An 18546-nucleotide genomic window follows, 5' to 3' on the forward strand; every position below is an offset into this window, starting at 1 on the left:
GGCCGGGTGACCTCCCCCACTCTCGACTTCGCTCGAGCGGGGGGACCCCCATCCCCACCTGTTCTACGAGGAGTGACCATGGCTGACGTCAAGCTCGCCGCCGAGACCCGCACCGAGTTCGGCAAGGGTGCGGCCCGCCGTATCCGCCGTGACAGCAAGGTTCCCGCCGTTGTCTACGGTCACGGTGCCGAGCCGGTCCACATCACGCTGCCGGGCCACGAGCTGCAGCTCGCCCTGCGCACCCCGAACGTCCTGCTCACCCTGGACATCGAGGGCAAGACCCAGCTGGCGATCCCGAAGGCCGTCCAGCGTGACGCCATCAAGGGCTTCCTGGAGCACGTCGACCTGCTTCTGGTGACGCGCGGCGAGAAGGTCAACGTCGAGGTCTACGTCCACACCGAGGGCGAGCTCGCGCCGGGCGCCTACCTGCTCGAGCACGTGCTGAGCACGCTGAACGTCGAGGCCGAGGCCACGCACATCCCGGAGTCGGTCACCGTCTCCATCGCGGGCCTGGAGGCCGGTGCCTCCATCCTCGCCAAGGACATCCCGCTGCCCGAGGGCACCACGCTGGTGACCGACGAGGACGCGGTCGTCCTCCAGGTCCTGGCCGCCCAGGCGGAGGAGGCCCCGGCGGACGACGCCGAGGCCACCGAGGCCTGATCCGCCCCGGAACACCCGTCGCCGGCCGCCGCTCCCTCCGGGGGCGGCGGCCGGCGCGTATCGAGGCACCGCGTTTCAGAGGATCGCGTTTCAAGGGATCGCGTATCAAGGAGAGATGGACGTGACGACCGACGCCAACGCGCCCTGGCTGATCGTGGGGCTGGGCAATCCGGGGCCCGAGTACGCGAACAACCGGCACAACGTCGGCTTCATGGTCGCCGACCTGCTCGCGGAGCGGATCGGGGGCCGGTTCAAGCGGGCCGGGAAGGCGCAGGCGCAGGTCATCGAGGGGCGGATCGGGCCGCCCGGTCCCGCCAACCGGCGGGTGATCCTGGCCAAGCCGATGTCGTACATGAACCTGTCGGGCGGGCCGGTGAACGCGCTGCGCGAGTTCTACAAGGTGCCGTTGGCGAACGTCGTGGCCGTCCACGACGAACTGGACATCGACCACGGCGTGCTGCGGCTCAAGCTCGGCGGCGGGGACAACGGGCACAACGGGCTGAAGTCGATGACGAAGGCGATGGGCCCGGACTACCACCGGGTGCGGTTCGGCATCGGCCGGCCGCCGGGGCGGATGCAGGTCGCGGACTTCGTGCTGAAGGACTTCTCGTCGGCGGAGCGCAAGGAGCTCGGCTACTTCGTGGACCGGGCGGCCGACGCGGCCGAGGCCCTGGTGATCGAGGGCCTGGAGCGGGCGCAAAGCACCTACAACTCCTGACTTGTCGGGCCGCCGGCCCCGGCCGAGTTGACTGCCCGTCCGGGCATGGCCAATGATCCCCGCCATGCCTGCCACACCCTCCCCCTCCCGCCAGGCCTCCGTCACCGCCCTGCGGTTCGGGCGACTCGCGGCGATGGGTACGGTCGCGGCGCTGATCCTGATCGCCGGTGTGTGGGGTTCCTGGGGGACGGCCCAGCACGTGATGCTCACCAAGGGCCGGGAGCGCGGCACGATCGAGGTGACGCGGTGCGGCGAGGAGACCTGCACGGGTCCCTACACACCGGCGTCGATGGGGTCGACCCCCCGGGCGAGCGTGGTCATCGAGCACACGGTCGCCGTGCGCAAGGGCCGGACGTACACCGTCGTCGTGAAGCCCGGCAGCGACGACGTGGTCCGCTCGGGGCCCGCCGGCGTCCTCTACGCCTGGGTCCCGATGGGCGGCGCGCTGCTGCTGGCCTCGGTCGTGGTCGCGGGCGGACTGCGCCGGACCCGCCTCGCGTGGGTGCTGGCCGGGTCGGGGGTCGCACTGCTCACGGCCACGTTCCTGGCGATCTGATACCTCGCGCGTACGGCGGTGCCCCCGAGCCGCCATGAAGGCTCGGGGGCACCGCCGTGGGTACGGGGTGTCGTCAGCCGGTGTTGCGCAGGCCGGCGGCGACGCCGTTCACGGTCAGCAGCAGGGCACGGGAGAGCAGCGGGTCGGGCCGGTCGCCCGCCGCCGCCGCGTCGCGCTGCCGCTTGAGGAGGGTGACCTGGAGGTAGGAGATCGGGTCCAGGTAGGCGTCACGGATGCTGAAGGTCTGCCTCAGCACCGGGGTGGCGTCCAGGAGTTCCCTCTCGCCGGTCACCTTCAGGACCTCGCGCACGGTCAGTTCGTGCTCGGCCCGGATCGTCTCGAAGACATGCTTCAGGTCGTCGGGGACGAGGGTGTCGACGTAGTGGGCGGCGATCCGCAGATCCGTCTTGGCGAGGGTCATCTCGACGTTGGAGACGAAGTTGCGGAAGAAGTGCCACTGCTCGTGCATCTCGTCCAGGACGGTGTCCAGGCCCGCTTCCCTGAGTGCCTTGAGGCCGGAGCCGACGCCGAACCAGCCGGGCACGATCTGCCGGGACTGGGTCCAGCCGAACACCCATGGGATGGCCCGCAGTCCGTCGAGGCCGGCGCCGGAGTCGGGCCGCCGGGACGGCCGTGAGCCCAGGTGCAGGTCGGCGAGCTGGTCGACCGGGGTGGCCGCGAAGAAGTACGCGGGCAGGTCCGGGTCCTCGACGAGGCCGCGGTAGGCGGTGTGGGCGGCGTCGGACACCAGGTCCATCGCCGCGTCCCAGCGCGCCAGGGCCTCGTCCGACTGGCGGGGCGCGGTGTGCAGGGCGGACGCCTGGAGGGTGGCCGCGACGGTCAGTTCCAGGTTCTCCCGGGCCAGGGACGGCACGAGGTACTTGTCGGAGATGACCTCGCCCTGCTCGGTCACCTTGATCTCGCCCTCCAGCGTCCCCCACGGCTGGGCGAGGATCGCGTCGTGCGAGGGGCCGCCGCCACGGCCGACCGTGCCGCCCCGGCCGTGGAACAGCCGCAGCCGCACGCCGTACCGGTGGGCCACGTCACGCAGCCGCCGCTGGGCGCGGTGGATCTCCCACTGCGATGTGGTGATGCCGCCGAACTTCGAGGAGTCGGAGTAGCCGAGCATGACCTCCTGGACATCTCCGCGCAGCGCCACCAGACGCCGGTAGGAGGGGTCGGAGAGCATGTCCTCCAGGATCGTGTCCGCGGCCTTGAGCTCGTCGGTCGTCTCCAGGAGCGGCACGATACCGACCTTCGCCCAGCCGGCGTGCAGGTCGAGCAGGCCCGCCTCGCGGGCGAGGACGGCGGCGGCGAACACGTCGTCGGCGCCCTGGCACATCGAGATGATGTACGACTCGATGACCTCGGGCCCGAAGACCTCCAGGGCCCGCTTCACGGTCTGGAAGACGCCGAGGGTCTTCTCGCCGGCCGCGTCCACCGGAGCCGGCGTCGGGCCGAGCGGCCTGCGTGAGCGCAGTTCCTTCGCGAGGAGCTTGCCGCGGTACTCGCGGGGCATGTCGGCGTACCGCCAGGACTCCTCGCCGAGCCGGTCGAAGAGCTGGCCGAGGGCGTGGTGGTGGGCGTCCGCGTGTTCCCGTACGTCCATGGTGGCCAGCTGGAGGCCGAACGCGCCGAGCGTGCGGATCGTACGGTCCATGCGGCCGTCGGCGAAGAGGCCGCCGCGGTGGGCGCGCAGCGAGGTCTGGATCAGGGTGAGGTCGTGCAGCAGCTCGGCGGTGCCGAGGTAGTCGCGGCCCTCCTCGTGCGGGATGCCCCTGGCCAGGCGCGTCTTGGTGTTCTCCAGCTTCTGCCGGATACAGGTGGCCTTGAGACGGTAGGGCTCCTCGGCGTTCAGCCGCTTGTAGCGGGGGCTGATCTCCGGGAGGCGCTCCAGGTCGGTGCCGAGGGAGTCCAGGAGCTCGTCGGTGGCGCCGGTGTAGCGGATGGAGTTCGACAGGAAGCCGCGCAGCTCGTCGATCATCTCCAGGGCGTCGTTGATGCCGTGCTCGTGCTGGAGGATCAGGACGTCCCAGGTGACCTGCGGGGTCACGTTCGGGTTGCCGTCGCGGTCGCCGCCGATCCAGGTGCCGAAGGTGAGGGGGCGGGTGTCGTCGGGGAGCTTGACGCCGACCCGGTCCAGCTCGGCGGTGAGGTCCTCCAGGACGTCTCCCACCGCACCCGCGTGCAGCTCGTCCAGGTAGTAGATGGCGTTGCGGGCCTCGTCCGCGGGCTCCGGGCGGACCACGCGCAGCTCGTCGGTCTGCCACACCAGGTCGATGTTCTCGGCCAGACGGGTGTCGCAGCGGCGGCGGTCGGCCTCGATGACCGGGGTCTCCAGGAGCGCGGCGATGCGCCGGAGCTTGTTGAGGACCGACCGGCGGGCGGCTTCCGTGGGGTGGGCCGTGAACACCGGGCGCACGTTCAGGTTGGCGACCGTCTGGCGCAGGTGCTCCGGGTCGGCGTCCTTGAGACGGTCCGCCGTACGGGCGAGGAGGCTGCCCTCGGCGGCCCGCCTGGCACGCAGCTCGCGGCCGCGGTGCACCTGCTCGGTGACGTTGGCCAGGTGGAAGTAGGTGGAGAAGGCGCGGACCAGCTTGGCGGCGGTCTGCAGTTCGGTGCCGCGCAGCAGTTCGGCGGCGGCCTCGCCGTCCTCGCGGGTCAGGCGGCGGACCTTCTCGACCAGTTCGAGCAGCTCCGGGCCCTCCTGGCGCACGAGGGTCTCGCCGAGGAGATCACCCAGTCGCCTGATGTCGGCGCGCAGCTCACTACTGGTCGACGTGGTGCTCGTAGTCAGGTCGTCGGCACTGCTCACAGGTGCGGCTCCTTGCAGTGTTGAAGCTCGTCCGGGAGGGGAACCCGGCGGGCGGCCTCGGGCGGCGCTGCCGCATGCGAGGCCGGACAGCCGGGAAGAGATCAGAACGGACCGCGCTGTCCGACGACACAAGGATAGGTGTCCACGCCAAGGCGCAGGCTGTCGGGCTCTTGCCGTCGGGCATCGCGCTGCCATACTTACGACGCCGTAGGTTACGGAACCGTAGGAAGCATGGATCACCCGACGCGTTCCGGTACCCGGCGCCCCGCCCCGAATCCCACACCCCCCAGGGGATACGCATGACCTCAAGCTCCGACGTGATCGAAGACCCTTCCCAGGCGGCCGACGACACCCCCACGCCCTCCGCCACCCTGGGTGGCGAGCAGAAGCGTTCGATCGAGCAGATCACGCTGCTGCTCTTCATCACCGTCCCGTTCCTCGCGGTGCTGGCGGCGGTGCCACTGGCGTGGGGCTGGGGCGTGAGCTGGCTGGACCTCGGCCTGCTGGTCTTCTTCTACTACCTGGGCTGCCACGGCATCACGATCGGCTTCCACCGCTACTTCACCCACGGCTCCTTCAAGGCGAAGCGGCCCCTGCGGATCGCGCTGGCGATCATGGGGTCGATGGCGGTCGAGGGGCCGCTGGTGCGCTGGGTGGCCGACCACCGCAAGCACCACAAGTTCTCCGACGCGGAGGGCGACCCGCACTCGCCGTGGCGTTTCGGCGAGACCGTGCCGGCCCTGATGAAGGGCCTGTGGTGGGCGCACATCGGGTGGATGTTCGACGAGGAGCAGACACCGCAGGAGAAGTACGCGCCGGACCTGATCAGGGACGGGGCGATCCGGGCGGTCTCCCGCCAGTTCATCCTCTGGGCGATGCTGTCGCTGGCGCTGCCGCCGCTGATCGGCGGGCTGGTGACGATGTCCTGGTGGGGCGCGTTCACGGCGTTCTTCTGGGGTTCCCTGGTGCGGGTGGCCCTCCTCCACCACGTGACCTGGTCGATCAACTCGATCTGCCACGCGGTCGGCAAGCGCCCCTTCAAGTCACGCGACCGTTCCGGCAACGTGTGGTGGCTGGCGGTCCTGTCGTGCGGCGAGTCCTGGCACAACCTGCACCACGCCGAGCCGACGTCCGCGCGGCACGGGGTGGAGCGGGGCCAGCTGGACTCCTCGGCCCGGTTCATCCGCTGGTTCGAGCTGCTCGGCTGGGCCTATGACGTGCGCTGGCCGTCACGCTCGCGTATCGATTCCCGTCGCGACACCGGTGCGGGCGGTTCCGGGCGCAAGAGGGCGACGGCCGAGGCGGCATGATTGACGCCGTGGCGACCGACTCCAGCAGCACCCCGAGCAATGAGAAGCCGCGGCGTACGCGTCGCACCCGGATGACCGGTGCGGAGCGTCGCCAGCAACTGCTGGAGATCGGTCGCACCCTCTTCGCGGCGAAGGGGTTCGAGGGCACGTCGGTGGAGGAGATCGCGGCCAAGGCCGGGGTGTCCAAGCCGGTGGTCTACGAGCACTTCGGCGGCAAGGAGGGCCTGTACGCGGTGGTCGTGGACCGTGAGATGCGCCGTCTCCTCGACATGGTGACCAGCTCCCTCACGGCGGGCCACCCTCGTGAACTGTGCGAACAGGCCGCGTTCGCGCTCCTCGACTACATCGAGGAGTACACGGACGGCTTCCGCATCCTGGTCCGCGACTCCCCCATCCCCCAGTCCACGGGCTCCTTCGCCTCGCTGATCTCGGACATCGCCACCCAGGTGGAGGACATCCTGGGCCGCGAGTTCAAGAGCCGCGGCTTCGACCCCAAGCTGGCCCCGCTCTACGCCCAGGCCCTGGTCGGCATGGTCGCCCTCACCGGCCAGTGGTGGCTGGACGTCCGCCGCCCGAAGAAGTCCGAGGTCGCTTCCCATCTGGTGAACCTGGCGTGGCACGGGCTCGACGGGATGGAGGCCAAGCCGCACCTGATAGGACGCCGGAAGAGCTGACCCCGACAGAGCCGACCCGGGACCGGCCACCGCGCACGGGGCCCCGGCACACCCACCGGGACGCCGCCCGCCCCCCTCGACGAAGTGCGGCCGGCCGGACACGGTCCGCGGTGGTGGTCACCGAGTCCGCTTCCGGGCCGTCGTGAAGATGCGGCGGAAGGGGAACGGCGTTCCGTGAGGGCCGGGCGGGTAGGCCTCGCGCAGGGCGGCCCGGTATTCCGCGACGAAGGCCCGGGAGGCTTCCGGGTCGTCGGCGAGGGTGGTGAGGACCGGGCGCAGACCCGTCCCCTTCACCCAGTCGAGCACCGGGTCCTCGCCGGTCAGCAGATGGACGTACGTCGTCTCCCAGGCGTCCACCGAGCAGCCGAGGCCGGCCAGTTCCTCCAGGTAGGCGGTGGGCGCGAGGACCGCGTCGGCGTGGCGCAGGGTGTCGCCCAGGCGGGCCTTCCAGCGGGCGGAGTGGGCGAGTTCGCGCATCAGCCGGTGGCTGGGGGCGTCGAAGTTGCCGGGGACCTGGAAGGCGAGGGTGCCGCCCGGGGCGAGGCCCGCCACCCAGTCCGCGAACCGCTCCACATGCCCCGGCACCCACTGGAGGGTGGCGTTGCTGACGATGAGGTCGTACGGCCGCGCGGGCGCCCAGGTGCGTACGTCGGCGTGGGCGAAGTCGAGGCGTTCACCGCCGTGGGCCGCCCGTGCCGTGGCGAGCATCTCGGCGGAACTGTCGTAGCCGGTGATGTGGGCGGTGGGCCAGCGGTCCGCGAGGAGAACCGTGACGTTCCCGGGGCCGCAGCCCAGGTCGGCGATGCGCGGTGCGGCCCCGGGGAGTTCGGGGATCCGGGCGAGGAGGTCGACGAACGGGCGGGCCCGGTGGTCGGCGTGGCGCAGGTACTGGGCGGGGTCCCAGGTGGGAGTCGTCATGGAGGCCACCTTCCCCAAGGGTTTCTCTTGATGTCAAGAGACTTGATGTCAAGAGACTCCACATCGACACAACCACTACACTGATCGTCATGGAGGACGAGGTCGATCGGCTGGTATCAGCATGGCGCCGGGAGCGCCCGGACCTCGACGTGGAACCGCTTGAGGTACTCAGCCGGGTGAGCAGACTGGCGCGGCACCTGGACCGGGCCCGTCGGCTGGCCTTCTCCGAGCACAGCCTGGAGCCCTGGGAGTTCGACGTGCTGACCGCGCTGAGGCGCGCGGGAACGCCGTACCAGCTCTCACCGGGACAGTTGCTGACCCAGACCCTGGTCACCTCGGGCACGATGACGAACCGCATCGACCGCCTGACCAAGAAGGGCCTGGTCGAGCGGCTGCCCGACCCCAGCGACCGGCGCGGCGTGCTGGTGCGGCTCACCGACGAGGGCCAGGACCGCGCGGACCAGGCCCTGGCCGGACTGCTGGAGCAGGAGCGCGCGATCCTCGCGGAACTCTCCCGCGCCCAGCGCGGCGAACTCGCCGGCCTGCTACGCCAGCTGACCGCCCCGTTCGACAACATCCCCGGCTGAGGGCCTACCGGGCGGATCGTGCCGAGACGCGGGGTGTGGCACGCACATCTACCGCGTTGTCGTCGGTCGCCGACTCCCTCCTCCGCCTTGCAGCTGCACGCACCACACCCCGCTCACCGGCATCGGTCAGGCGCTGCTACTTTCCTCCGGCACGATCCGCCCGGTGGGCCCCAGGTCGACCGGACCCACCCCCGCCCGCCGGGCCAGCGCGACCGCGGCCAGGGTGGAGTGCACCCCGAGCTTGCCGAGGACGTTCTGCATATGGGTGCGGACGGTGTGCGGGGAGAGGAACAGCCGCTCGGCGACGGCCTTGCGGCCCAGGCCCGCGACCATGCAGCGCAGCACCTCCCGCTCCCTCGGCGTGAGGGACTCGACCAGCTGCTCGCTCTCGGTGCGGTGCTTGCGCGCGGCCGTCAACTCCCGCAGTACGCCGGTGAGCAGGGCGGGCGGCAGATGCGTCTCGTCGCGCAGGACCCCCCGTATGACGGTGAGCAGCCGGGACAGCGAGCAGTCCTTGGCGACCCACCCGGAGGCACCCGCCTGCAGGGCGAGCGCGGCCCGCCGCGAGTCGTCCTTCTCGGCGAGCACGACGATACGGACGGTCGGCTGCCCGGCACGGACGCCGACGACCAGCGAGATGCCGTCGACGAGGCCGTCCTCGCCCACCTCCTGAACCGGCGCCGCGGACCGGACCCCCGGCACGTTGCAGCCCAGGTCGGCATCGACGAGCAGCACGTCGAAACGGCGCCCCTCGGCAGCCGCGCGCTCCAGACTGCGCAGCGCGGCGGGACCGCTGCCGGCCGCGGAGACGTCCACGTCGGGCTCGGCCGCCAGTGCCGCGGCGAGTGACTCGGCGAAAATGCGATGGTCGTCGACCACCAGGACTCGGATGCGAACCACGAAACCCCCTTCCCCAAGCTCCTTGAAAGAGCAGGGGATACCTCAAGGTCCGGAGAACGAAGACGTGTGCGCGGGTACGACACCCTGAGGCATCCGTCACCGCACAGCCGCCGCCGTGCGGAACCGCTACCCCCTGTTCGGGCGTCGTACCCGACTGTCTCGCCCCCTGATCAGCACCGGCCCCCACCGGTGCTGTTCATCAGGGTACGGCCGGGTGGCAGGAGCGGAAGGTAATTTGCAGAACTGGCTGTCCGACGCGTTTATGGTGAGCCGCATGTTTCGTATGGAGACAGAAGTCGACAAGGAACGGCGCGATCTTCTCCGGACCCGGCTGCGGGAGACGAACACGGCGGCCTCCCCCGTACTGCGCGCCCTGCGCGGCACCCCCGGCGCACGCGAGTTCCCGCTGCACGTCTGGATCCTGGACGAGGCGGACCGGCTGGCCGGCGGCCTGGTCGGACACACCTGGGCGGGCTGGCTCCACGTGAACCAGCTCTGGGTCGACAGCCGGCACCGCGGCGCGGGTCTGGGCTCCCGGATCCTCGCGCAGGCGGAGCGCACGGCCCGCCGCGAGCGGGGCTGTGCGGCCGCCCGCCTGGAGACCTGGGACTTCCAGGCGCCGAGGTTCTACCAGAAGCAGGGATACGAGGTGGTGTGCGTGATCCCCGACTACCCGCCGGGGATCACGGAGTACACACTCGTCAAACGCTGGGGCTGAGCACCACGGGCGGTGTCCGCGGCCGACGTCCCGGTCCCCGCGGGGACCGAGGGGGTCTCAGACCCGGAAGAGGTCGACCAGGGTGCTCCAGAAGCCCCTCTTCTGCGCCGGCTGCCCCGGCCGTACCGGCTCGGCACCGGCCACCGGCGCGCCCGGCTGCTCGGCCACCGGCGGCGGCGCCGCGCTCTGCAGGGCCGACACCGTGCGGGTGGCCGGGGTCGGGCTGAACCGGACGGGCAGCGCGGCCAGCGCGTGCTGGAACGGTCCCGGCCGCCACTGCAGTTCCTCGTCCGGCACCGTCGGCGTGAGGTCGGGCAGCGCGTTGAGGAGCCGCTCGATCGCGGCGATGGTGATGACCAGGGCCGGGTCCTTGGCCGGGCAGGCGTGCGGGCCCGCCCCCCACGCCAGGTGCGCGCCCTTGTTGCGGGACTCGCGGGCCTCCTTGAGGGCGGGGTCGCTGTTGGCGCCGGCGAAGCTGATCACGACCGGCGAGTTCGCCTCGACGATCAGCCCGCCGAGGTCGACGTCCCGCGCCGGGAAGTGCGTGGCGTAGTTGGCGATGGGCGGGTTGTTCCACAGGACGTGGTCGATGGCCTCCTCGATCAGCATGCCGGAGCCGCCCGCGCCCTCCTCCGACAGGAGCAGGTGCAGGACGTGGCCGATGAGGTTGCGCTGGGGCTCGAAACCGGCGCCCATCATGATGATGAGCTGGTCCTTGAGCTCCTCGTCGGTGAGGCCGGCGGGGTGCTGGACGAGCCAGGAGGTGACGTCGTCGGCGGGGTTGCGGCGCTTGATGGAGATCAACTCCATCAGGCTCACGGTGAGTTCCTCGTTGGCACGCTGCACGTCGATGCCGTCGAAGAAGGCGCCCAGCGAGCCGGTGAGGGAGTCGCCGATGTCCGCGGGGCAGCCGAACAGCTTGTTGAACAGCAGCAGCGGCAGCATCTTGGCGTAGTCGTTGATCAGGTCGGCGCGGCCACGCTCGCTGAACTGGTCGATGAGGAAGTCGGCGATCGACTCGACGTCACGGCGCAGCCGCGTCATGTTGAGCCGGTCGAAGCTCGCGGTGACCGCCTGGCGCAGCCTCAGGTGCACGGCACCGTCGGTGAACAGGCAGTTGGGCCGGTAGGCCATCATCGCCAGGACGGGGCTGTCGAGGGGGACCTGACCCTCGTTCAGTGCCTTCCAGCGGCGGGAGTCGCGGGCGAACAGCGAGGGGTTCTGCAGCACCCTGAGGGCCGTCTCGTGTTCGACGACCAGGGTGGCGTCCACGCCGGGGGCGAGTTCCACGGGGCCGGCCGGGCCGTGGGCCCGGACGGACTCGTAGATCTGCTGCGGGTCGGCGGTGAAGGTGCCGTCGAACATGGGGCATCTGGCGCCCGCGGGGGCGGCGGGCGAGTGGTGAGTGTCCACGGGGGTGTCCTTTGCGAGCCTGGCCCAGCGGGCCGGCCGGGGAGGGAGTGGATCAGGCCGCGCGATCGAGCAGGTGGCGGACCAGGGCGATCAGCGCGTTGGCGGACGACCGCTGGTCGCGGGCGTCGCAGTAGATGACAGGCGTGTCCGGCAGCAGGTCGAGAGCCTCGCGGATCTCCTCCTCGTCGAACTGCTGCCGCGCGTCGAAGCTGTTGACGGCGATGGCGTACTCGAGCCCGTACTCGTCGATCAGGTCGATGACGGGGAACGTCTCCTCCAGCCGGGCGGGATCGACCAGCAGCAGTGCGCCGAGCGCACCGCGGGCCATGTCCTCCCACAGCTGCATGAAGCGCTGCTGCCCGGGCGTGCCGAACAGGTAGAGCACGAGTTCCTCGGACAGCGTCAGACGTCCGAAGTCCAGGGCCACGGTGGTGGTCGCCTTGTCCGGTACGCCACGCAGGTCGTCCACGTGCAGGGACGCCTGTGTCATCTTCTCCTCGGTGCGCAGCGGAGTGATCTCCGACAGCGAGCCGATCAGGGTCGTCTTGCCCACCGCGAAGTGACCCACGACCAGGATCTTCGCAGCGGTGGTCACCGCGTCGGAGACATAGATCGTGCCGTTCGCGGGCGTCTTGGACCTCGCGGTCGTCTCAGACGATGAGGGATTCGAGTCCATGCAGAACCTTCTCGAGGGTCTCTCGGTCAGCGAGGTTGGCGCGGGCCGGGGCGGAACGGCGCAGGAAGTGCCCCTGTTCGAATAAATCGGTCAGCAGCAGCCGGGCCACTCCCACCGGCAGTTCCAGATGGCCGGCCACCTCCGCCACGGACAGGTAGCCGCCCCCGCACAGCTCCCAGATGGCCCGGACCTCGGGACCCGCCCCCAACGGCATCTCACGGTCCGGGGCCAGGGTGACCAGGGTGTGCAGCGCCAGGTCGTCCGCCGACGGCAGTCGCCGCCCGCCGGTGATGACGTAGGAACGGACGAAGTCGCTGGTGACCGACGCTTCCTCGCCGGGGCCGTTCATGCGTCGGCACCCGCGTTCAGTCGAGGCGCCGCGCTCATCGCCTCGCGGAGCGCGCTCACCGTCTTCTGCATCCGGAAGGACATGGCCTCCATGTCGACGTCCAGCGCTGCCGACACGGCCAGATAGGCTCCGCTGCCCGCGGCGACGAGGAAGATCCAGCCGCCGTCGTACTCGACGAGCGTCTGCTTCCAGGCCCCCTGTCCCCCGTCCACGAAGCCGGACACGGCCCGGCACAGGGACTGGATGGAACTCATCGCGGCCGCGTTCTTCTCCGCTTCGTCACGGCCGATGTCGTCGGAGCGCTGCATGAGCAGGCCGTCCGCGGAGACGAGGATCGCGTGGCGGGCCCCCCGCACCTCCAGCACACCGTTCAGCACCCACGACAGGTCGGGATTCACTGGTTCTGGGATCCTTCCGTGTTGTTCGAGACCCGGCCGAGGTGCGTTCCGCGGGCGAACGCACCGATACGTGAAGCCGTCACTTCGCTGGGGTTGTCCCCTTCGGAGGCCGACCGGGCGGGTGCCGCCTGGTCGGGCTGGGGGACGACCGAGACAGGCCTGTTGCGCCGCCGGCGCCGAGGCAGACCGCCCTGGGTGGTGCCGACGACGAGCGTCGGTCCGGCGGCGGGCACCGCGACACGGGGCCGCGCGGGCTGCTCGCCCTCGAACGCGCGGTCGTCCTGCGAGGCGGTCGGCTGGGGGGCGTCAGCGGTCAAGAGGGCCTCCGGCACACGGATCACGGCGCGCACTCCGCCGTAGGGGGAGACCGAGTCGACGGACACCGAGAAGCCGTAGCGGGCGGCGAGCATCCCGCAGACGGCGAAGCCGAACCTGGGCGGGTCGCCGAGGCCGGTGATGTCGACGACGCTGTCGGGCGACAGCAGGGCCGCCGCCCGGACCTTGGTCTCCTGGCTCATGCCCACACCGGCGTCGTCGACGACCAGACACACCCCGGTGGGGACGGACTGGATGTTGATCTCCACCGGCGACTGGGGCGCGCTGTACTTGGTCGCGTTGTCCAGGAGCTCGGCGAGCACGACGGCGACCGGTTCCACGGCCTTGCCGGTGATGGAGATGTTGACCTGGGCGTTGACCCGGACCCGGTTGAAGTCCTTGATCCGGCCCTGGGCGCTGCGGGCGACGTCGAACACGGAGGCGCTCTCCTCGCGCCGCCCGAGCCATCCGCCGCACAGTACGGAGATGCCCTTGGTGCGACGGCTGAACTGGCTGCTCGTGTGATCGATGAGCATCAGGTCGGCCAGCACACCGGTGTCGTCGCCGTACTCCTTCTGGAGGTTGTCGAGCAGCACCTGCTGTTCCTCGGCGAGGGACTGCAGGGTGCCCATCGCCGACTTGAGGACGGCCTTGGTGTCCGACTCCGCGTCCGCCCGGACCTCGGCGAGGTCCTCCGCGTGCCGGTTGGTGAGGGTGTCGTAGCCCGTCTGCACCTGGCGCAGTTGGCCCTGCGCGGCCACCAGGTTGCTCTGCAGGCTGTCGTTGTTGCGACGGAGAGCCATGTTGGTTCTCCGTGCGCGCATCACCGCGAAAGCCGCGGCGATGACCACGATGAGCAGGATCCACAACAACGGATCCTGGATGAATGACGTCATGAGACTCTCTTCAAGTCGCCTCGCGTCGAGGGCCGGAGCAACAGCCACTCCTTCGCGATGGGGCCCTAGAGACTGTCCCCCGAACACGTACATGACGCGCCGTCAGCCTACTGAAAAGTGCGTTGATCGTATCAGTGGTAACAGAGGCAACAGGCGTACCAGAGCGGTCGTTTGAGGACCTTTACAAACACCACGCGTCCACTGTGATCTTCCGGGCGCTACTTGAACAAAGGTCAGCCCCGTGCTCGGTCGTGAGCACGGGGCCGATGCCTCCGGAACAGGGGCCGAAGACGGGTCGGGCGGGGGGTCAGGCCAGGCGTCGCGCGCCCGCCGCCGGGACCGCCTCGAACACCCGCGGCGCGGTGAAGTCCGCGGCGGCGAAAGCCTCTTGGACGGCCTTGGTGACGGTGTCGACGTCGGCGGCCTCCGCCAGCACGATCGCCGAGCCGCCGAAGCCGCCGCCGGTCATCCGGGCACCGAGCGCGCCCGCCGCGAGCGCGGTGTCGACGACCAGGTCCAACTCGGGGCAGGAGATGCGGAAGTCGTCGCGCAGCGAGGCGTGACCCTCGATGAGCACCGGACCGATCGCGCGGGTGTCGCCCGACTCCAGGAGGGCCACGACCCGCTCGACCCGCTCGTCCTCGGTGACGACATGGCGGACCAGTCGGCGCACCTCCTCCTCGTCGCCGAGCCGGTCGAGGGCCGCGTCGAGTCCGTCGTACGGCACGTCCCGCAGGGCGTCGACGCCTAGCAGGGCCGCGCCCTTCTCGCAGCCGGCCCGGCGCTTGCCGTACTCGCCGTCGCTGTGGGCGTGCTTGACCTGGGTGTCCACGACCAGCAGGCGCATGCCCTCGGCGGCCAGGTCGAAGGGGATCTGCTTCTGGGAGAGGTCGCGGGTGTCGAGGAACAGGGCGTGGCCGGCCTCGCAGCAGGCGGACGCGGTCTGGTCCATGATCCCGGTGGGGGCGCCGACGTAGACGTTCTCCGCGCGCTGGCACAGGCGGGCCAACTGCCAGCCCTTGAGACCCAGTTCGTACAGGTCGTTCAGGGCCAGCGCGACCACGACCTCCAGGGCGGCCGACGAGGACAGGCCCGCGCCGGACGGCACCGTCGAGGTCAGGTGGACGTCCGCGCCGGCGACCGGGTGGCCGGCCTCGCGCAGCGCCCAGACCACACCCGCCGGATACGCCGTCCAGTTCCGGTCCGACTCCGGGACCAGGTCGTCGAGCCGCAGTTCGACGACACCGGCCTCGATGTCCTCCGAGTGCAGGCGCAGTACGCCGTCCTCGCGCCGGGACACCGCGGCGACGGCGATGTGCGGCAGGGCGAACGGCATCACGAAGCCGTCGTTGTAGTCGGTGTGCTCACCGATGAGGTTGACCCGGCCCGGAGCCGCCCACACCCCCTCCGGAACCGCCCCGTACAGCTCCTCGAACCGCTCGGCGACAGCCCCTGCGACAGCCTCGCTCATGCCCTGCCCTCTGATCTTTCCGTAAGTACTGGTTGCGGCCGGTTGGCGACAGGGGCCTGGGCCCTGCCGTGACGACAGGGCCTAGTGCCCGCGCCGCTGCGCGAAGTCCCACGCGTCCGCGACGATCCCCGCGAGGTCCGCGCGGGACGGGTTCCAGCCCAGCTTCTCGCGGGCGGTGGCGGCCGACGCCACCAGAACCGCGGGGTCGCCGCCGCGGCGCGGGGCCACGATCTCGGGGATCGGGTGGCCGGTGACCCGGCGGACGGTCTCGATGACCTCGCGGACCGAGAAGCCGTTGCCGTTGCCCAGGTTGCAGATCAGGTGCTCGCCGGGGGTGGCCGCCTCGACCGCGAGGAGGTGGGCCTCGGCCAGGTCCGCCACGTGGATGTAGTCGCGCACACAGGTGCCGTCCGGCGTCGGGTAGTCGTCGCCGTAGACGGAGATCGCGTCCCGCCTGCCCTGCGCGACCTGGAGCACCAGCGGGATCAGGTGCGACTCGGGGTCGTGGCGCTCACCGGATTCGCCGTACGCGCCCGCCACGTTGAAGTAGCGCAGCGACACCGCGCCCAGTCCGTGGGCCGCGGCCTCGCCGGTGATCATGTGGTCGACGGCGAGCTTCGTGGCACCGTACGGATTCGTCGGCCGGGTCTGCGCCGACTCGACGATCGGGACCTCGGTGGGCTCGCCGTAGGTGGCGGCCGTGGAGGAGAACACCAGCTTGCGCACACCGGCCCCGCGCATGGCGCCGAGCAGGGCCATGGTGCCGCCGACGTTGTTGTCCCAGTACTTCTCGGGCTTCACCACCGACTCGCCGACCTGCGAGGAGGCGGCGAAGTGCAGCACCGCGTCGAAGGAGGAGTCCAGCCACTTCGCGGCGTCCCGGATGTCGCCCTCGACGAAGGCCGCGCCCGCCGGCACGCCCTCGCGGAAGCCGGTGGAGAGGTTGTCGAGGACGACGACCTCGTGCCCCGCCTCCAGCAGGTGCCGGGCGACGACACTGCCGACGTACCCCGCGCCGCCCGTGACCAGGTACTTACCGCTCATGAACTCGCTACCTCTCGCAGTCGCTGTGCCGCGGCCTCCGGCCGGATGTCGTTGATGAACACGTTCATGCCGGACTCGGATCCCGCGAGGAACTTCAGCTTGCCGGACGTACGACGGATGGTGAAAAGCTCCAGGTGCAGCGCGAAGTCGTCACGGCTGACGCCGTCGAACTCCTCCAGCGCGCCGAACGGCGCCTGGTGCCAGGCGGCGATGTACGGCGTCGAGGGCTCGTCGTCACCGAAGATCCGGTCGAAGCGCTTCAAGAGTTCCAGATAGACCTTGGGGAACTCTGTGCGCGTCTCCTCGTCGAGCCCGAGCAGGTCCGGCACCCGGCGCCTGGGGTAGAGGTGCACCTCGTACGGCCAGTGCGCGGCGTACGGCACGAAGGCGACCCAGTACTCGCTCTCCAGGACGATCCGCTCGCCGGCGAGTTCGCGCTCCAGGACGGCGTCGAAGAGGTTCTCCCCGCCGGTCGCCTCCTTGTGGGCCGCGGCCGACCGCAGCATCAGGGAGGTGCGCGGGGTGGTGAAGGGGTAGGCGTAGATCTGGCCGTGCGGGTGGCCCAGGGTCACGCCGATCTCGGCGCCGCGGTTCTCGAAGCAGAACACCTGCTCCACGGAGGGCAGATGCGACAGCTCCGAGGTCCGGTCCGTCCACGCGTCCAGGACGAGCCGCGCCTGCTCCTCGGTGAGGTCCGCGAAGGACGCGTTGTGGTCGGAGGTGAAGCAGACGACCTCGCAGCGGCCGGAGTCGCCGGCCAGCGAGGGGAAACGGTTCTCGAAGACCGCGACGTCGTACGACGAGTCCGGGATCTCGCTCAGCCGGTCGCCCTGCGACGGGCACAGCGGGCACTCGTCGGCCGGCGGGTGGTAGGTGCGGCCCTGGCGGTGCGAGGCGATGGCGACCGCGTCACCGAGCAGGGGGTCCCGGCGGACCTCGGAGGTGGTGACGGTCGGGTCCAGCGGTCGCCGGTCGACCGCGTCGCGCACGGTGTCGTCCCGCAGGTCGTAGTAGATCAACTCGCGACCGTCGGCCAGTCGGGTCGAGGTCTTCTTCACTGCGGACTCCCTATTCGAGCCACTCACTCATCAAACAGAACCAAACACATCGAAACACAACTCACCATTGGTCGTCAATGTGGATCCCGCTACGGCGACGGCCACCAGAAGGGCGTCCTCGGTGCCGCGGTCCTCCGCGGGGGCACCGGAAACGGACCGCCCGACGGCCGCGCCCGCAGGGCCGCCGGCGCGGCGGACGGTCATGGCGACCGCGGCCCGTTCCACGGGGGCGGGCCGTTCCGGTCAGGGGGTACCGGCCGATCGTGCGGGACGCGACCGTGAACGCTCCGCCCGCCTCGCCAAAGGGGCGGGGCGTGGTGTCCACCACGCCCCGCCCGTACTCGACTCGCTAGAACCCCGCCCCCGCCTCCGGCGGTGCGTGCGGTACCGGGCCCGCGCGGTCCAGCAGGCCCGTTCGGGCGGCCAGGGCCGCCGCTTCGAGGCGGGAGCCGACTCCCAGTTTCATCAGGACCCGCTGGACGTGGGTGCGTGCGGTGGACGGGGCGATGCCCATGCCGGCCGCGATGAGGCGGGTGTCCTCGCCGTCGGCGACGCGGACCAGGACCTCGACCTCTCGGGGGGTCAGCATCTGGAGGAGACGCTGACCTTCGTCGTCGGGTTGGGCCACCGGGTTGAGCAGTTCACTGAACGCGCCCTGGAGCAGTTGCGGCGCCACCGCCGCCTCACCCGCCCGGGCCTTCATGATCGCGCGCTCGACCCCCTCGATCCGCTCGTCATGCCGTACGTAGCCGGAGGCGCCGGCCGCGAAGGCCGCCGCGATCCCGCGTGGGCTGGGCACCGGTCCGAGGACCAGCACGGCCACCTGCGGGCGCTCCCGCTTGATCCTGATCACCGGGTCGAACATGCCTGGCTCCGCCGGTGTCGCGGTGCCGAGCAGGCACACTTCCGGCGCCCGGCTGATGACCAGTTCCGCCGCGCCCGCGGCCGGTGCCGCCGCGGCGAGCACTCGGTGCCCCCTCAGTTTCAGTGCCGAGGCCAGCGCCTCGGCCAGCAGTCGGTGGTCGTCGACCACCATCAGCCGCACTCCCATCGAGCAACCCCCCAGTCCC

The 18546-nt window shown here is 70.8% G+C and carries 19 protein-coding genes; 7 read left to right on the forward strand and 12 right to left on the reverse strand.

From position 1 onward, the window contains the following. Nucleotides 1-78: 78 nt before the first annotated feature. The 3 genes from ACZ5VD_RS18810 to ACZ5VD_RS18820 all read left to right on the forward strand — a co-directional run bounded on the left by ACZ5VD_RS18810 (nt 79) and on the right by ACZ5VD_RS18820 (nt 1934). The gene (locus tag ACZ5VD_RS18810) at nt 79-660 is read left to right on the forward strand and encodes a 50S ribosomal protein L25/general stress protein Ctc (RefSeq protein ID WP_468548908.1); all 582 of its coding nucleotides are present in this window, start codon (nt 79-81) and stop codon (nt 658-660) included. A 115-nt stretch (nt 661-775) separates the two neighbouring features. Then, entirely contained in the window at nt 776-1378 is a 603-nt protein-coding gene (pth, locus tag ACZ5VD_RS18815; protein WP_468548909.1) for an aminoacyl-tRNA hydrolase, read from the forward strand. A gap of 52 nt (nt 1379-1430) precedes the next feature. Beyond that, nucleotides 1431-1934: a hypothetical protein gene (locus ACZ5VD_RS18820; protein ID WP_468548910.1), complete on the forward strand. Its 504-nt coding sequence runs from the start codon at nt 1431-1433 to the stop codon at nt 1932-1934. A gap of 73 nt (nt 1935-2007) precedes the next feature. On the opposite strand, the gene ppc is transcribed toward ACZ5VD_RS18820, so the two are convergent. Continuing rightward, entirely contained in the window at nt 2008-4749 is a 2742-nt protein-coding gene (gene ppc / locus ACZ5VD_RS18825) for a phosphoenolpyruvate carboxylase (RefSeq protein WP_468682747.1), read from the reverse strand. 299 nt (nt 4750-5048) lie between these two features. Here ppc and ACZ5VD_RS18830 point away from each other — a divergent pair, with 299 nt between their 5' ends. Both ACZ5VD_RS18830 and ACZ5VD_RS18835 read left to right on the forward strand, forming a co-directional pair. Further along, nucleotides 5049-6059: an acyl-CoA desaturase gene (locus ACZ5VD_RS18830; protein WP_468548912.1), complete on the forward strand. Its 1011-nt coding sequence runs from the start codon at nt 5049-5051 to the stop codon at nt 6057-6059. After that, nucleotides 6056-6733, forward strand: a complete 678-nt coding sequence (locus ACZ5VD_RS18835; protein WP_468682748.1) for a TetR family transcriptional regulator — start codon at nt 6056-6058, stop codon at nt 6731-6733. Before ACZ5VD_RS18830 ends, ACZ5VD_RS18835 begins: the two co-directional genes overlap by 4 nt. 117 nt (nt 6734-6850) lie before the next feature. Here ACZ5VD_RS18835 and ACZ5VD_RS18840 read toward each other — a convergent pair whose 3' ends face one another. Continuing rightward, a complete protein-coding gene (locus ACZ5VD_RS18840; RefSeq protein WP_468682749.1) occupies nt 6851-7651 on the reverse strand; it encodes a trans-aconitate 2-methyltransferase in 801 nt (266 codons plus the stop codon). An 89-nt stretch (nt 7652-7740) separates the two neighbouring features. Here ACZ5VD_RS18840 and tamR point away from each other — a divergent pair, with 89 nt between their 5' ends. After that, complete coding sequence (tamR, locus tag ACZ5VD_RS18845; protein WP_468548915.1) at nt 7741-8238, forward strand: MarR family transcriptional regulator TamR; 498 nt, start codon at nt 7741-7743, stop codon at nt 8236-8238. 126 nt (nt 8239-8364) lie between these two features. Here the strand turns inward: tamR and ACZ5VD_RS18850 are convergent, their stop codons facing one another. Continuing rightward, nucleotides 8365-9138 (reverse strand): LuxR C-terminal-related transcriptional regulator, encoded by a 774-nt coding sequence (locus ACZ5VD_RS18850; RefSeq protein ID WP_468548916.1) that lies wholly within the window; start codon nt 9136-9138, stop codon nt 8365-8367. A 262-nt stretch (nt 9139-9400) separates the two neighbouring features. Between ACZ5VD_RS18850 and ACZ5VD_RS18855 the strand changes: the two genes are divergently transcribed. Continuing rightward, nucleotides 9401-9856, forward strand: a complete 456-nt coding sequence (locus ACZ5VD_RS18855; RefSeq protein ID WP_468682882.1) for a GNAT family N-acetyltransferase — start codon at nt 9401-9403, stop codon at nt 9854-9856. Between the two features lie 57 nt (nt 9857-9913). On the opposite strand, the gene ACZ5VD_RS18860 is transcribed toward ACZ5VD_RS18855, so the two are convergent. The 9 genes from ACZ5VD_RS18860 to ACZ5VD_RS18900 form a co-directional block, all read right to left on the reverse strand. After that, nucleotides 9914-11221, reverse strand: a complete 1308-nt coding sequence (locus ACZ5VD_RS18860) for a cytochrome P450 family protein (RefSeq protein WP_468549212.1) — start codon at nt 11219-11221, stop codon at nt 9914-9916. A gap of 100 nt (nt 11222-11321) precedes the next feature. Further along, nucleotides 11322-11945, reverse strand: coding sequence for a GTP-binding protein (locus tag ACZ5VD_RS18865; protein ID WP_468548918.1), 624 nt, complete (start codon nt 11943-11945; stop codon nt 11322-11324). Beyond that, the gene (locus ACZ5VD_RS18870) at nt 11920-12294 is read right to left on the reverse strand and encodes a DUF742 domain-containing protein (protein WP_468548919.1); all 375 of its coding nucleotides are present in this window, start codon (nt 12292-12294) and stop codon (nt 11920-11922) included. The genes ACZ5VD_RS18865 and ACZ5VD_RS18870 overlap by 26 nt, the downstream gene beginning before the upstream one ends. Next, on the reverse strand, nt 12291-12692 hold the full coding sequence (locus ACZ5VD_RS18875; RefSeq protein ID WP_468548920.1) for a roadblock/LC7 domain-containing protein: 402 nt from the start codon (nt 12690-12692) through the stop codon (nt 12291-12293). The genes ACZ5VD_RS18870 and ACZ5VD_RS18875 overlap by 4 nt, the downstream gene beginning before the upstream one ends. After that, nucleotides 12689-13903: an ATP-binding protein gene (locus ACZ5VD_RS18880; protein ID WP_468548921.1), complete on the reverse strand. Its 1215-nt coding sequence runs from the start codon at nt 13901-13903 to the stop codon at nt 12689-12691. Before ACZ5VD_RS18880 ends, ACZ5VD_RS18875 begins: the two co-directional genes overlap by 4 nt. 307 nt (nt 13904-14210) lie before the next feature. Continuing rightward, nucleotides 14211-15374 carry a galactokinase gene (galK, locus tag ACZ5VD_RS18885; protein WP_468682750.1) on the reverse strand — a complete coding sequence of 388 codons (1164 nt, stop codon included), beginning with the start codon at nt 15372-15374 and terminating at the stop codon, nt 14211-14213. An 81-nt stretch (nt 15375-15455) separates the two neighbouring features. Continuing rightward, nucleotides 15456-16418, reverse strand: coding sequence for a UDP-glucose 4-epimerase GalE (gene galE / locus ACZ5VD_RS18890; protein ID WP_468548923.1), 963 nt, complete (start codon nt 16416-16418; stop codon nt 15456-15458). Beyond that, entirely contained in the window at nt 16415-17476 is a 1062-nt protein-coding gene (gene galT / locus ACZ5VD_RS18895; RefSeq protein WP_468548924.1) for a galactose-1-phosphate uridylyltransferase, read from the reverse strand. The genes galE and galT overlap by 4 nt, the downstream gene beginning before the upstream one ends. A gap of 349 nt (nt 17477-17825) precedes the next feature. Then, the gene (locus ACZ5VD_RS18900) at nt 17826-18527 is read right to left on the reverse strand and encodes a helix-turn-helix transcriptional regulator (protein WP_468548925.1); all 702 of its coding nucleotides are present in this window, start codon (nt 18525-18527) and stop codon (nt 17826-17828) included. Between the last annotated feature and the right edge of the window lie 19 nt (nt 18528-18546).

The sequence above is a fragment of the Streptomyces sp. NPDC032822 genome, from assembly GCF_055578825.1.